We start from the raw sequence: 14,917 nt of genomic DNA, 5'->3' as shown, positions 1-14,917 counted from the left end.
GATGAAGAGACTGCCCGGTCAGCGTGAGTGCAGCCGGGCAACATTACACCCCATAACCCATCATTTTCAGCAGCCGCTGCGCGTGTTGGACCGCATCCTGACGGTGCGCCACGCCCAGTTTTTGATACAAATTACGGATATGCGTCTTGATGGTGGTCGCCGCTACCGCCAGTTCGCCAGCGATTTGCTCGTTGCTGTAGCCGGAGTAGATAAGCCCCAGCACCTGCCATTCGCGCTGCGTCAGCGGACTGGTGCGGATTAGCTCTGGTACTTCCGGGTGGTTCAGCAGGCGCTCAACAAAGCTTTCGTCAAAGTGGGCGAACTTGTGGCGGTGATGCTGGTTGATCTCACGCAGAATGCGCTGCGCGCGGTGTTGGTCCAGTTCCGGCAGCGTATTCAGTTGAATAAGCTGGCGTAGTTGCTGCGCCATCGACTCGCCTTCAATCACGAAATGGCTGATGAATCCGGTGCGATTGGCTAATTGCAGGGCATCAAGCAGCACGCGCTGCGCGTCATTTTTGCGCCCGGCCTGCCAGTAAAGTTGGTTGAGCAGCAGCAGGTTACGGTTAAGGTCGCTCATCAGGCGCAGGCTGCGTGCGTTTTCATTCAGCTCTTCGAGTACGATTTCAGCGGGTTCAAATTCACCCAGCAGAATTTGCGCTCTGGCGATATTACGCCACTGGCCTTGCAGGAAGTGGTTATTGGCAAACTCCGGTTTCGGCGTCTGGCGCAGCCAGTTGGCGGCCGACTTTTTATCGCCGACCATTTGCCAGTAGATCACCCGAACTTTATCGGCGTTTGAGATCCAGTCGCTATGGTAGTGACCGTTGCCCAGCAGATTCTCCAGGCGGTTGAGATGGCTGCGGGCATTGTCCAGATCGCCACGGGCCAACGAGCACTGCACCAACAGCGCCAGACACTGTAATTGTTGCTGCGGCTGAAAGGCGGAAAGCACTTCGATACCGCTGCGCGCAGAGGCTTCCGCTTCATCCAGTCGTGCCCACGCCCACAGCAGTTGGGCCCGAATGCGCACCAGAAATTCGTGCATGGGCAACTGTTCCAGATGCTGATCTTTAATCAACTGGAACGCTTTCTCCTGGGTTTCCCAGGCGGCCTGCAAGAATCCCTGGGCAAAGAGGATTTCACTCTGCTGGATCAAACTCCAGAGCGCGTAGTGCCAGACATCATGATGACGCGCCATCTGTTCGGTCTGCTGCATCAGCGTTAAGGAGCGAGAGAGGTCGCCTTTACAGTGCAGCACTTCGCCGTGCACCGAGGTTGCAACAATACGGCTGTAATACAAGGCGATGGGCAACTCATCCAGCGCCAGTTTCGCCAGGCGTTCAGCCTCATCGGGATTGCCGTCGTTGATCGCCACCTGAGCGCGGAGCGCGTTAAACTCGGCATGCAGCGTGCTGTCCATCACGCCCTGAATCTCTTGTTCGGCACGGGCCAGCAGGGTGTTTACTTCGCTGTAGCGATGCTGGCTCTGCATCAGCCAGGCCTGTAACAACACCAGACGCGGGTTTTCCAGCAGGCTTTCCCACGGCAGCGCTTTTAGTGACTCTTCCAGCAGCGCCAGTTCGCTGTGGTTAAACAATCCCCACGCGTGGTTAAGCAAAATATCGCGCAGCATATGCGCATCGCCGGCCGCCAGCGCATGGTGGATGGCTTCGCTGGGGAAACCCTGCGCCATCCAGCTTTCCGCTGCGGCGCGATGGATATCAGGTAACTCGGTCGCCAGTTCCCACTGGCAGCGCTGGCGCAGGAAACTGCCAAACAGCGGGTGATAACTGAACCATTCGCCGGAGTCATCCATCCGTTGCAGGAAAAGCCCTTGCCGCTCGATCTCTTCCAGCCGCATCTGACCATTTTCTTCGCCGGTTACACGTACAATCAGCGCATCGTTCATTGACCGTAAAACTGCACTTTTCAGCAGGAAAAGGCGGGTGCTGACATCGACGCTGTCCAGCACTTCATCGACCAGATAATCTGAAAGATGGCTGGCGTTAATTCCCGCCAGACGGCGTGCCGACTGATGCGCAGAGTGGTTGTTTTGCCGCGCAGAGAGGGCGATGAGCTGTAATGCGGTCGCCCAGCCTGCCACATCGTCACACATCCGGCTGCTTTCGGCGGCTTCGATGGGGGAGGATAAGCGGCGGTCAAAAAACTGTTTGGCTTCCTGATGATTAAAGGCCAGTTGCTGACTGCCTATCTCCAGAAGCTGGTCGCGCACGCGCAGGTTGGCAATCCCCAACTGCGGTAAATTACGCGACAGTACCACCAGCGTGAGATTTTCAGGCTGATGACGCAGGAAGAAGCGCATGGACTCATGAATCACCGGATTAGTGATCAGATGGTAATCGTCGATGACCAGATACAGCGGGCGATGCCATTCCGCCAGCTCAATAAAGAGCTGCGCAAAAAGCGAAGTCAGACTGACATACTGCCGTTTTTGCACCATCACTTCGCTGGTAGTGCAATGACCGTTAGTGGCCTGCTGTACCGCGGCAATCAGATAGCTGGCAAAACGCTCCTGCTGGTTGTCGCCCTCATCCAGTGAGTACCAGCCGAGTTCACTTTTCCCGGCGGCCCATTGTGAAATGAGCGTAGTCTTCCCATAACCTGCAGGACTTGTGATCAGGGCCAGCCTGAAATTGTTCGCGCCGGAAAGTTTAGCCAACAGGCGCTCACGGACCACTGTATGGTCGAGACGAACCGGACGACTTAGTTTGGACGGAATCAACATAGTTAACACTTCACTGTGGAAAATGGGGGACTGCGATTTTTTTTGCGCTTCGTAATTAATAGATATAAGGTCGGCCAGATTAGGAACTTTTGCAAGGTATGTCCGTTAATGAACCGCCTTAATTTGCACTACATCACAAATTTATCTGATGGATAACCTCTACTGGATACGGTTGGCGGAGGGGATGTCGGGGTATTTACTTTTGCTAAAGAATCCTGACACTTTGTATAGGCTTACGATCCTCTCTGTGACAGGCGAAATTGTAACTTACCGTGATAAAATTTTTACCGACAAAGGGTAATCAAAAGGTGAGGATGTTATCGATATAAAAAAAGGTAATCTTATTCTCGTTATTATTAGCAGTTTCTATGACTGCTCCTACCAGAAACTACGATTATCAACAAGGGTTTCGCAAAGCTTAACATCAGTCACATGATAATCATGAAGGTTGTCCTGCGGACAGGAGTGGTAGGAAAGTGCCAGCAACAGAAATGGCACAATACAGTTTGCAATAAAACCGATTATAAAGAATAAGGTGATAGCGGCGAGAACCCATCCTTCAAAAGGATCGGGAAGTGCCTTGTATTGCAAATCATCGGTAAATAAAACACGAACCATAGCAATCACAACATACATGACCAGAGGTATAGCTCCTATAAGTGCACAAGTTTGATTATAAGAAATAACGTCTCCCATCCTCATTAAAGATAAAAAATCCGTCATAACCAATCCAAAGAATAAGAAATCCAAAAAGCCAAAACAAAAAAAAATAATTATGATTTGGAGTCGTAATTTTCGCATGCCTGTTTGCCTGTACATAAATGAGAGTTAAAAAAAACTACGATTATCAACAAGGTTTTCGCAAAGCTTAACATCAGTCACATGATAATCATGAAGGTTGTCCTGTGGGCAGGAGTGATATGACGATACCAGAAATAAAAACAGGACAATAAAGTTTGCAATAAAGCCGATAGCAAAAAAGAGCGCGCCAGTGCCCAGCACCCAGACTTCAAAAGGATCAGGAAGGGCTTTGTATTGCAAATCATTGCTGAATAAAACCCGTACCATAGCAAAGGTTGTATACAACATTAACGGTATTCCACTTATTAGTAAGCACGTATGGTGATATGTGATTACATCACCCATTCTTATCAAAGATAAGAAATCGGTCATTACATTACCAAATATTAATGCATAAAGCATGCTAAGGAGGAAGGTAATTAATAAAAGGCACATTAACCGCTTAAATAATTTTTCCATAAGACCTCCTTAAAATGAGCGATTAAAAAAACTACGATTATCAACAAGGGTTTCGCAAAGTTTTATATCGATCACATGATAATCATGAAGGTTGTCCTGCGGGCAGTAGTGGTATGGCGATACCAGAAATAAAAACAGGACAATAAAGTTTGCAATAAAGCCGATAGCAAAAAAGAGCGCGCCAGTGCCCAGCACCCAGACTTCAAAAGGATCAGGAAGGGCTTTGTATTGCAAATCATTGCTGAATAAAACCCGTACCATAGCAAAGGTTGTATACAACATTAACGGTATTCCACTTATTAGTAAGCACGTATGGTGATATGTGATTACATCACCCATTCTTATCAAAGATAAGAAATCGGTCATTACAAAACCAAATATTTGTAAATCTAGAATGGCAAGGGGAAAGATAATCAGAAAAAAACACATTAGCCGCATAAATAATTTCTTCATAAGTCCTCCTTAAAATGAGTCAAAGTAGGGAGAATCGAATCCATAATCGTAATTTTTATGATGATGTATATAATCACGAAGCTTTTCTTTTAACGCATTTGATAGCCCCAATTTGTCATCAATTATGTTAAGTCCAATGTTGAGACCTATTCCTATGGCAACTATGAATCCAATTGCAACAATTATTGGTGCACTAATTAAAGTCAAAACTCCCGCGACCACCCCAATCACAACCCCCGACACTACCGCTTTAGCCATGTCCATTGAAATATCGACCAGAAAATCCACCATCTGATAATCTGATTTAAAAATCAATTCGATAGCTCGCCAGGCCAGAGAAAAATAGAGGCAATATCTGACGCCACTCCTGATACTATTGTAAAGCCCACGTTTACCGATGGCCATTTCCAGTATTTGCGGATGCCTGGCACCGTAGCGGGTCCCGTTAAGAATACGGCGTAACGCAGGGTATCCCGTAATTTTTATATAGGCTTTGCCGCCCACGTTGTACTCGATCGCTTTTATTTTTAATACAGTAAAGTTAAAAACCAATTCGTTAGCCGGGTTGTAATATGTTGTGAGCTTAGACAGACTGCGAAAGGCATCCAGTCCATCTTTCATATTCCCCGGCGCTGCGCGGTACGAAAAAAACTGATCAATTCCTCCCATTAAGTCATCCACGACTTGCTGTGCTTCTTCTATCGTCAACAGGAGGATATGGTGGTGTTGTGTGATGAATGATCCATCCATAAAAGCCATATCGCGCTGCACAGGGTTCATTGAACTCCAGTGGATGTCTGCTGAGCCGCGCAGCGGATCGCCATCGGGATGACGTGAAGTGTTCTCGTACAACGAAGAAGAGGGACGATGACGCATGCTATTTCCTTATATATGTTATTCAGACTCAGAAGAGTCGGTCGCTCCAAAAGCTAAATGCGCTGGTGCTCGCCATACAGTGTTCCCAACTGATGGATTCATACGTAAAACAAACACGTTCCTGTGCTTCGTTTCCATGTTCAATAATATTATGTGGCACAATTATTTTGATGTTAGAAATATGAGCTTTGAATAGTTTAATTTTATAGTAGATCTCCTGTTGACCTCCTGGATTAACGCGATACAGGTCGAGTTCACACTCAAGCGTTTCGTTATCGTTGATGGCTTTGCTGAGTAACGGCGACGAACGGTCAACGGGCTTAATTATTTGCAATTCATGATGACAAACATTTTGTTGCCGTGATGTTTCATGTTCAAGTGCGTAAATCATTATCTGATCAATATGACGGGTTTGAGATTTATTACCTATTGAACTCCGGGAGCCGCACTGCGCTGATATATCTCCCTGAATCTCTCCTGTCAGCGTGAGCCAGGATAAATGGGACATATTATTTCCTTTTAATTTATTAGTGGTGATAATATATTAAAATACAATAAATTTAGTGTGCGCTTGTATTATTGTCATTTCAACTGGTTTTGTTTTTATATGGACTTGAAACCAGAGAGATTCTTCATATCCGCGTTATATCATTTCTTCCCTGATTCTGTGATTAGAGCCAGGTAAAATATAAAAATGGTTTAAAATAAGTGTATGACTGTGAACTGAACAGTCGGGTGCGGTACGCGAGAGTGGCACCGATCACACTTTTACGCTCATCCCCACTACTCCTCCCCGCCTAATCAAGAGTGGGATGAGGAAGGTCAACATTGAGCCTGGCAAACTAGCGATAACGTTGTTTTTTACCAAAGGACCCGGAATTCCTATGTCACAGCCAACCTTCAATCAAGAGCAATTTCAGGCAGCCCTGACACGTCAGTGGCAGCGTTTCGGTTTACTGTCAGCTCACGAGATGACGTCCCGTCAATGGTGGCACGCCGTCAGCGGCGCGCTGGCGGAACTTCTCAGTGCCCAACCTGTGGCGAAACCGGCGAAAAATCAGCGCCATGTGAACTACATCTCGATGGAGTTCCTGATTGGTCGTCTGACGGGGAATAATCTGCTTAACCTGGGCTGGTATCAGGCGGTGAGCGATGCGCTGAAAGCGTACGACGTCCAGCTGACCGATTTGCTGGAAGAAGAGATCGACCCGGCGCTGGGCAACGGAGGATTAGGGCGTCTTGCCGCCTGCTTCCTGGACTCAATGGCGACCGTGGGTCAATCTGCCACCGGTTATGGTCTGAACTATCAGTACGGCCTGTTCCGTCAATCCTTTGCCGACGGCCAGCAAATGGAAGCGCCGGATGACTGGCATCGCGGCAGCTATCCGTGGTTCCGTCATAACGAGCAGCTTGATGTGCAGGTGGGTATTGGCGGTAAGGTGACAAAAGGCGGTCACTGGGAACCCGGCTTTGTGATTACCGGGCAGGCGTGGGATCTGCCGGTGCTGGGCTACCGTAACGGCGTGGCGCAACCGCTGCGTCTGTGGCAGGCCACTCACGCTCATCCGTTTAACCTGACCAAATTTAATGACGGTGATTTTCTGCGTGCGGAACAGCAGGGGATTGACGCCGATAAACTGACCAAAGTGCTTTACCCGAACGATAACCACACGGCGGGTAAGAAGCTGCGTCTGATGCAGCAATACTTCCAGTGCGCCTGTTCAGTGGCAGACATTCTGCGTCGTCATCATCTGGCTGGCCGCAAACTGCATGAGCTGGCGGATTACGAAGTCATTCAACTGAACGATACCCATCCGACAATTGCGATTCCGGAACTGCTGCGCGTGCTGCTTGACGAGCATCAGATGAGCTGGGACGACGCCTGGGCGATCACCAGCAAGACCTTCGCTTATACCAACCATACCCTGATGCCAGAAGCGCTGGAGTGCTGGGATGAGAAGCTGGTGAAAGCGCTGCTGCCGCGTCATATGCAGATCATCAAAGAGATTAACGATCGCTTTAAGACGCTGGTCGATAAAACCTGGCCTGGCGACAAGCAGGTTTGGGCAAAGCTGGCGGTGGTTCACGACAAACAGGTGCGCATGGCGAACATGTGCGTCGTCAGCGGCTTTGCGGTCAACGGCGTTGCCGCGCTGCACTCCGATCTGGTGGTGAAAGATCTGTTCCCGGAATATCACCAACTGTGGCCGAACAAGTTCCATAACGTGACCAACGGCATCACGCCGCGTCGCTGGATCAAACAGTGCAACCCGGAACTGGCTGCGCTGTTTGATAAAACGCTGAAAAAAGAGTGGGCGAACGATCTCGATCAGTTGATCAATCTTGAGAAGTACGCTGATGATGCTAAATTCCGCAAGACCTGGCGTGATATCAAGCAGGCCAATAAGGTACGTCTGGCTGAGTTTGTGAAAGTTCGTACCGGGATTGAGATTAACCCGCAGGCGATTTTCGATATTCAGATTAAGCGTCTGCACGAATACAAACGTCAGCACCTGAACCTGCTGCATATCCTGGCGTTGTATAAAGAGATTCGCGAAAACCCGCAGGCCGATCGCGTACCGCGCGTGTTCCTGTTTGGCGCGAAGTCGGCTCCGGGTTACTACCTGGCGAAAAACATCATCTTTGCCATTAACAAGGTGGCGGAAACCATTAATAACGACCCGAACGTCGGCGACAAACTGAAAGTGGTGTTCCTGCCGGATTACTGCGTGTCAGCGGCAGAAATGCTGATTCCGGCGGCGGATATCTCCGAGCAGATCTCCACAGCGGGGAAAGAAGCTTCCGGCACCGGCAACATGAAGCTGGCGCTAAACGGCGCACTGACGGTCGGCACCCTGGACGGCGCGAACGTAGAAATCGCCGAGAAAGTGGGTGATGAGAATATCTTTATCTTTGGGCATACCGTGGAACAGGTGAAGGCGCTGAAAGCCAAAGGCTACGATCCGCTGAAATGGCGCAAAAAGGATAAAGTACTCGATGCCGTGCTGAAAGAGCTGGAGAGCGGTAAGTTCAGCGCCGGCGATAAGCATGCCTTTGATCAGATGCTGCACAGCATAGGCAAACAGGGGGGCGATCCGTATCTGGTGATGGCGGACTTTGCGGCCTACGTTGAGGCGCAGAAACAGGTGGATGTGTTGTATCGTGACCAGGAGGCCTGGACGCGTGCGGCGATCCTGAACTCCGCACGCTGCGGTATGTTCAGCTCGGATCGCTCCATTCGCGATTATCAGACCCGAATCTGGCAGGCGAAACGCTAAGGAAGCGCGATGGATAGCAAACGTCTGGATAATGCCGCGCTGGCGGCGGGGATCAGTCCCAATTATATCAATGCCCACGGCAAGCCGCAGTCAATTGGTGCCGAAACCAAGCGACGTTTGTTGGATGCTATGCACCGTACCGCTGCCGCCGCAAAGGTAGCGGTGACGGCGGTACCGAATGTGATGGTCTACACCGCAGGCAAAAAGATGTCGCTAGCGGTAGAGGGACACGGTGAATTCAACTGGCTGTTGACCACCGAAGAGGGGGGGCAGTTTAAGGGGCACGCCACCGGCGGGAAATCCTTTACTCTGCCGACAAAGCTGCCGCTGGGTTATCACACGTTGACCCTGACGCAGGATGAACAGCGACACCATTGCCGCATCATCGTGGCGCCAAAACGCTGCTACGAGCCGCAGGCGCTGCTGACCGGGCAGAAACTCTGGGGTGCCTGCGTACAGCTCTATACGCTGCGTTCAGAGCACAACTGGGGAATCGGTGATTTCGGCGATCTGAAGTCAATGCTGGTGGATGTAGCAAAACGCGGGGGGGCGTTTATCGGTCTCAATCCGATCCACGCGCTCTATCCGGCAAACCCGGAGAGCGCCAGCCCGTACAGCCCGTCTTCACGTCGCTGGCTGAACGTCATTTACATTGATGTGAACGCTGTCGATGATTTTCGCCTGAGTCAAGAAGCGCAGGCCTGGTGGCAGATGCCCGATACGCAGAAAATACTGCAACAGGCGCGGGATGCCCAATGGGTGGATTACTCGGCAGTCACCACGCTGAAGATGACCGCGCTGCGCATGGCATGGAAAGGGTTTGCCACGCGCGACGATGAACAGATGGCGGCATTCCGGGCGTTCGTGGCTCAGGAAGGCGACAGCCTGTACTGGCAGGCGGCGTTTGATGCGCTGCATACCTGGCAGGTGAAAGAGGATGAACTGCGCTGGGGCTGGCCGGCCTGGCCGGAAGCGTATCAGTCTGTTGATTCGCCGGAGGTGGAAAAATTCTGTCACGAACATCGTGATGAAGTGGATTTTTATCTCTGGTTACAGTGGCTGGCGTACATCCAGTTTGCCGCCTGCTGGGAAACCAGTCAGGGCTTTAAGATGCCAATTGGGCTGTATCGCGATCTGGCGGTGGGCGTGGCGGAAGGTGGGGCGGAAACCTGGTGCGATCGCGAGCTGTATTGCCTGAAAGCCTCTGTTGGCGCGCCGCCGGATATCCTCGGTCCGCTTGGACAGAACTGGGGCCTGCCGCCGATGGATCCGCATATCATTACGGCGCGTGCCTACGAGCCGTTTATCGAACTCCTGCGGGCGAATATGCAAAACTGCGGCGCGCTGCGCATCGATCATGTCATGTCGATGCTGCGGTTGTGGTGGATCCCCTACGGTGAAACCGCCGACCACGGCGCCTATGTTCACTATCCGGTCGACGACCTGTTGTCGATTCTGGCGCTGGAAAGTCAGCGTCACCATTGCATGGTGATTGGTGAAGACCTGGGTACCGTTCCGGTGGAGATTGTTGGCAAACTGCGAACCAGCGGCGTGTACTCTTACAAAGTGCTCTATTTCGAGAACGACCATGAGAAGAACTACCGTGCGCCAAAAGCGTATCCGGAACAATCAATGGCTGTCGCGACGACGCATGATCTTCCTACGCTCAAAGGTTATTGGGACAGCGGTGATTTGACGCTGGGCAAAGCGCTGGGACTGTATCCTGATGAAGTGGTGCTGCGCGGACTGTATCAGGACCGTGAGCGGGCGAAACAAGGGCTATTAGATGCGCTGCACAAGTACGGTTGCCTGCCAAAACGTGCCGGGCGTAAGGCTTCGCTGATGGCGATGACGCCGATGCTCAATCGGGGGATGCAGCGTTATATCGCCGACAGTAACAGTGCGTTATTAGGGTTGCAGCCGGAAGACTGGCTGGATATGGCGGAGCCGGTCAACATTCCGGGGACCAGTTCAGAGTACAAAAACTGGCGTCGTAAGCTCTCCGTGACTCTTGAAGCGATGTTTGCCGATGAACGGGTGAACAAGCTGATTAAGGATCTGGATAAACGGCGAAAAGCGGCAGCGAAGAAGACGTAAAAATAAAGAACCCGCCAACTGGCGGGTTCTTTTTAGCGTTAAACCACCGTTCCCAGCAGCAGACAGCCAATCAGTCCGCAGACAGAGATAATGGTTTCCAGCATCGACCAGGACTTGATAGTCTCGCCGATGGTCAGGTTAAAGTACTCTTTGAACAGCCAGAAGCCAGGGTCGTTTACGTGAGAGAAGATAACGCTACCGGAACCGACAGCGATAACCATCAGCTCAGGGCTGACGCCGGTGGTTGCGATCAGCGGTGCGACAATTCCACCCGCCGTAATTGCGGCAACGGTAGCAGAACCCAGCGCGATACGCAGAACGGCGGCGATAGACCATGCCATCAGCAGCGGAGAAATATTGGTTTCGTGCATCATGGACGCAATGTATTTGTCCACGCCGCTGTCGACCAGCACCTGCTTGAACGCACCGCCACCGCCGATGATCAACAGCATCATTGCGATAATTTTGATGGAAGAGGTCAGCGTATCGTTAATCTGATCCATTGAACGGCCACGGTTCAGACCGAAGGTGAACAGGGCGATCAGGACTGCAATCAGGGTTGCCATCACCGGGTCACCAAAGAACTCGGCAACAGGCAGGAACGCATGGCCTTTTGGCAGGATCATCTCTGCAATAGCGCGCATTGCCATCAGTACCACCGGAACCAGTGAGGTCCAGACGCTGACGCCAAAGCTCGGCATCTCTTCTTCCGTGAAGGTTTTCGCGCTGTACAGACCTTCCGGGATCGGCTTATCGATGCCTTTCAGGCAGCGAGCGAAGACCGGACCCGCCAGAATGACGGTCGGGATTGCCAGGATCGTACCAAACAGCAGGGTTTTACCCATGTCGGCATGGAAAATGGTCGCGATAGCGGTCGGGCCTGGGTGCGGGGGCAGGAAGCCGTGCGTGACGGAGAGCGCCGCAGCCATCGGAACACCGACATACAGCAGCGGGATGTTAGCCGCGGCGGCAATAGTGAACACCAGCGGCAGCATCAGCACAAAGCCCACTTCATAGAACAGTGCAAAACCGACGGTGAAACCGGTTAATACCACGGCCCACTGAATGTGTTTCTTACCAAATTTCGCAATCAGCGTGGTGGCGATACGTTGCGCACCCCCGCAGTCTGCCAGCATTTTGCCGAGCATGGCGCCAAAGCCCATAATCAGGGCAAGACTTCCCAGGGTGCCGCCGACACCCGCTTTGATGGAGCCGATGACTTTATCGAGCGGCATTCCTTGCATCAATCCAACCGCAAGCGCCACCAGGACGAGAGCGATGAAACCGTTCATTTTGAAGCGGATCATCAGGAGCAATAACAAAATTACACCGATAGCAACGATGACTAATGGCATGATTTACCTGGCCTTTCAATTTGTTATGGGTAACGTCAATGTTTTGACGACAAACTACGTTTGTCCCAACCGGGAACAGAGACGTAACGGCACCTCGACGGATTACCCTTAAAACTATCTAGTTTAGTCGGATGTGATGTGTGTGTTTGGTGCCCATATGAATGATACGGGTAACATAGGGTGATTGAGAATCACCCCGGCAGGCAAAATTTAAATTATGCGAGGCAGGTCAAATTATCGAAGAGGATATTGCAAAAGACGCAAAGAGGGGCGCTATGCCCGATAAGCGTTAGCGCCATCGGGCAATACGCGAGCAGCGAACTTAGTAGTATGAGTGTTCGCCACGCTGGTGTTCGGTCAGGTCGCGAACGCCTTTCAGTTCCGGGAACTCGTTCAGCAGCTGCTTCTCGATCCCTTCTTTCAGGGTCACATCGACCATGGAACAGCCGTTACAGCCGCCACCAAACTGCAGAATGGCGTAGCCTTCGTCGGTGATCTCCATCAGAGAGACACGACCACCGTGACCGGCAAGCTGCGGGTTGATTTGCGACTGGAGCATATACTCCACGCGTTCCATCAGCGGCGCATCGTCAGCCACTTTACGCATTTTCGCGTTCGGCGCTTTTAGCGTCAGTTGGGAACCCAGTTGATCGGTCACGAAATCGATCTCAGCGTCTTCCAGATAGGGCGCGCTCAGCTCATCAACATAAGCGGTCAGCAGGTCAAATTTCAGGGCGGTGTCGGTTGCTTCCACGGCGTCCGGCGGACAATAAGAAACGCCACATTCAGCGTTAGGCGTACCGGGATTAATCACAAATACACGGATTTGTGTCCCTTCTTCCTGATTTGCCAGCAGTTTGGCAAAGTGCGCTTGTGCAGCATCGGAAATACGGATCATAGTAATGGCCTAATAGTTGACTATTTTAGTTGGTTATAATACGCCCATCATCGAGGCTCTACAAGGTTCGACACAGGCACCATACCTGGACAGTCGCCGCGCCGTTGCGTAAAAGCAGCTGTGCGATCTCCGCGACGGTACTCCCGGTCGTGATGACATCATCCACAACAACCATATGGAGTCCCTTCACCGGCAATTCAAGGCGAAAGGCATTTTTCAGGTTGCGCTTGCGCAATCTGGCACTGAGATGGTGCTGAGTGGCGGTAGGGCGAATGCGCGTAACGCTTCGACTGTCCCAGGGACAGCGCAGCCAGCGAGACAGCGACTGGCATAACAGATCGCTCTGATTAAACCCCCTGCGCCAGTGGCGGCGCTGCCAGAGAGGAACGCTAATCAGCCTGTCCGGCAGGGTCAGCCCGGTCTGACGACGCGCCTGCAATACCTCCAGCAGCAAAACGCGCGACAGCGCGGGGGCGATGTCGCTGCGCCGGGAAAACTTAAGTTGATGAATGAGTGTGCTGAGCGGCGGGGCATAATCGCTGACGGTAATCAGTCGCTGCCAGGGCGGCGCTTTTTGCAGGCAGCGCCCGCAGGCCATTGTGGGATGCGAGGAGGGGAGTCCACATCGTGGACAGAGCGAGACGTGCCGACGCGCAGCGCGTTCGCAGACAGAACAGATCCCCCAACGACTCAGCGCCAGCGGCATTCGGCATAGCCAGCATAATCCCGGTACTGTTAGCATAGATTCATCCTTGTTGGCGAAAAGAGAACAGTAACTGATGAATGACATCTGGTGGCAGACCCGTGGAGAGGGAAATTGTCATCTTGTGCTGCTGCACGGATGGGGACTTAACGCCGAAGTGTGGCATTGCATTAGCGAGGAACTGAGCTCGCATTTTACGCTGCATCTGGTCGATTTACCGGGCTTTGGCCGCAGCCAGGGTTTTGGGGCCATGACGCTTGATGAAATGGCGGAGCGCGTCCTGGAACTGGCGCCAGAGAGCGCTATCTGGCTCGGCTGGAGTCTTGGCGGGTTAGTGGCGAGCCAGGTGGCATTAACTCATCCCGAGCGCGTTCAGGCGCTGGTGACGGTGGCGTCATCGCCCTGTTTCAGCGCACGTGAAAATTGGCCGGGGATTAAGCCGGAAGTCCTGGCGGGGTTCCAGCAGCAACTGAGTGAAGACTTCCAGCGGACGGTAGAGCGCTTTCTGGCATTGCAAACGATGGGAACGGAAACGGCGCGTCAGGATGCACGCGCATTGAAAAAGACCGTGCTGGCGCTGCCGATGCCGCCGGTAGATGTGCTTAACGGAGGGCTGGAGATCCTGAAAACGGTTGATCTGCGCGAGTCACTGACATCGTTAACGGTACCGTTCCTGCGTTTGTACGGCTATCTTGACGGGTTGGTTCCCCGCAAGGTGGTGCCACTGCTTGATGCACTATGGCCAGCGAGCGAATCGCTGATCTTTGCCAGGGCAGCGCATGCCCCGTTTATTTCGCATCCTGATGAATTCTGTCAGACGCTGGTGGCGCTAAAGCAAAGACTGTAACGCGAAGAAAAATGCCCGGAAAGTGTCTTACTTACCGGGCCGGAGATTAATGATTCCGCGCGATGCAGCATAATCTCGTCATCAGGAACGACGGTAACCACCAGTGGCAACGACGCACCATACAAACGCCGTGCTGCTTGCGGACTCTCCGTAATACCTTAACGCAGCGCCCACCATTCACGCAGGCAGGCTTTGCCTTCCGGGCAACTTTTGCAGCTTCCGGAGAGACAGCCGTCAGGTTCTTCCTGAATCCGCATAGCTTTACCCATCATTTCCAGTTGACTGAGCATGGCGTCGATCATCGGCTGCGGCGTTTGCAATGTATGGCTGATTTGCGCTGCCTCCATGCGCCCCCGCAAGGCCAATAAATCGCGAACCTGAATGAGCGAAGCCATCGTGAC

General features: G+C 52.1%; 13 protein-coding genes. 3 read left to right on the top strand and 10 right to left on the bottom strand.

The genetic code is table 11. From position 1 onward, the window contains the following. Positions 1-43: 43 nt before the first annotated feature. The 6 genes from malT to AOY24_RS08470 all read right to left on the bottom strand — a co-directional run bounded on the left by malT (position 44) and on the right by AOY24_RS08470 (position 5,846). Entirely contained in the window at positions 44-2,749 is a 2,706-nt protein-coding gene (gene malT / locus AOY24_RS08495) for an HTH-type transcriptional regulator MalT (RefSeq protein WP_044253525.1), read from the bottom strand. A gap of 378 nt (positions 2,750-3,127) precedes the next feature. Further along, positions 3,128-3,550 carry a hypothetical protein gene (locus tag AOY24_RS08490; RefSeq protein WP_054176480.1) on the bottom strand — a complete coding sequence of 141 codons (423 nt, stop codon included), beginning with the start codon at positions 3,548-3,550 and terminating at the stop codon, positions 3,128-3,130. 27 nt (positions 3,551-3,577) lie between these two features. Further along, positions 3,578-4,009, bottom strand: a complete 432-nt coding sequence (locus AOY24_RS08485) for a hypothetical protein (protein ID WP_054176479.1) — start codon at positions 4,007-4,009, stop codon at positions 3,578-3,580. 9 nt (positions 4,010-4,018) lie between these two features. Further along, a complete protein-coding gene (locus AOY24_RS08480; protein WP_054176478.1) occupies positions 4,019-4,462 on the bottom strand; it encodes a hypothetical protein in 444 nt (147 codons plus the stop codon). Positions 4,463-4,471: 9 nt separating this feature from the next. Then, on the bottom strand, positions 4,472-5,338 hold the full coding sequence (locus AOY24_RS08475) for a hypothetical protein (RefSeq protein ID WP_054176477.1): 867 nt from the start codon (positions 5,336-5,338) through the stop codon (positions 4,472-4,474). 28 nt (positions 5,339-5,366) lie between these two features. Then, positions 5,367-5,846, bottom strand: a complete 480-nt coding sequence (locus AOY24_RS08470; RefSeq protein ID WP_042998436.1) for an Hcp family type VI secretion system effector — start codon at positions 5,844-5,846, stop codon at positions 5,367-5,369. 376 nt (positions 5,847-6,222) lie between these two features. On the opposite strand from AOY24_RS08470, the gene malP reads away from it, so the two are divergent. Then, complete coding sequence (gene malP, locus AOY24_RS08465; RefSeq protein ID WP_044253517.1) at positions 6,223-8,616, top strand: maltodextrin phosphorylase; 2,394 nt, start codon at positions 6,223-6,225, stop codon at positions 8,614-8,616. Between the two features lie 9 nt (positions 8,617-8,625). Next, a complete protein-coding gene (gene malQ, locus AOY24_RS08460; RefSeq protein ID WP_054176476.1) occupies positions 8,626-10,713 on the top strand; it encodes a 4-alpha-glucanotransferase in 2,088 nt (695 codons plus the stop codon). Between the two features lie 38 nt (positions 10,714-10,751). Here the strand turns inward: malQ and gntT are convergent, their stop codons facing one another. From gntT to gntX, 3 genes are all read right to left on the bottom strand, one after another. Further along, positions 10,752-12,068, bottom strand: coding sequence for a gluconate transporter (gene gntT / locus AOY24_RS08455; RefSeq protein ID WP_042998433.1), 1,317 nt, complete (start codon positions 12,066-12,068; stop codon positions 10,752-10,754). Between the two features lie 322 nt (positions 12,069-12,390). Continuing rightward, positions 12,391-12,966 (bottom strand): Fe-S biogenesis protein NfuA, encoded by a 576-nt coding sequence (nfuA, locus tag AOY24_RS08450; RefSeq protein WP_042998432.1) that lies wholly within the window; start codon positions 12,964-12,966, stop codon positions 12,391-12,393. 58 nt (positions 12,967-13,024) lie between these two features. Next, positions 13,025-13,708, bottom strand: coding sequence for a DNA utilization protein GntX (gntX, locus tag AOY24_RS08445; protein WP_054176475.1), 684 nt, complete (start codon positions 13,706-13,708; stop codon positions 13,025-13,027). 37 nt (positions 13,709-13,745) lie between these two features. Here gntX and bioH point away from each other — a divergent pair, with 37 nt between their 5' ends. Further along, positions 13,746-14,516, top strand: a complete 771-nt coding sequence (gene bioH, locus AOY24_RS08440) for a pimeloyl-ACP methyl ester esterase BioH (RefSeq protein ID WP_054176474.1) — start codon at positions 13,746-13,748, stop codon at positions 14,514-14,516. A 158-nt stretch (positions 14,517-14,674) separates the two neighbouring features. Here the strand turns inward: bioH and feoC are convergent, their stop codons facing one another. After that, positions 14,675-14,911: a [Fe-S]-dependent transcriptional repressor FeoC gene (gene feoC, locus AOY24_RS08435; protein WP_042998429.1), complete on the bottom strand. Its 237-nt coding sequence runs from the start codon at positions 14,909-14,911 to the stop codon at positions 14,675-14,677. Between the last annotated feature and the right edge of the window lie 6 nt (positions 14,912-14,917).

This window comes from Citrobacter sp. CtB7.12 (assembly GCF_001297795.1).
Taxonomy (GTDB): Bacteria; Pseudomonadota; Gammaproteobacteria; order Enterobacterales; family Enterobacteriaceae; genus Citrobacter_A; species Citrobacter_A amalonaticus.
This window is presented reverse-complemented; position numbering and strand designations above follow the sequence as displayed.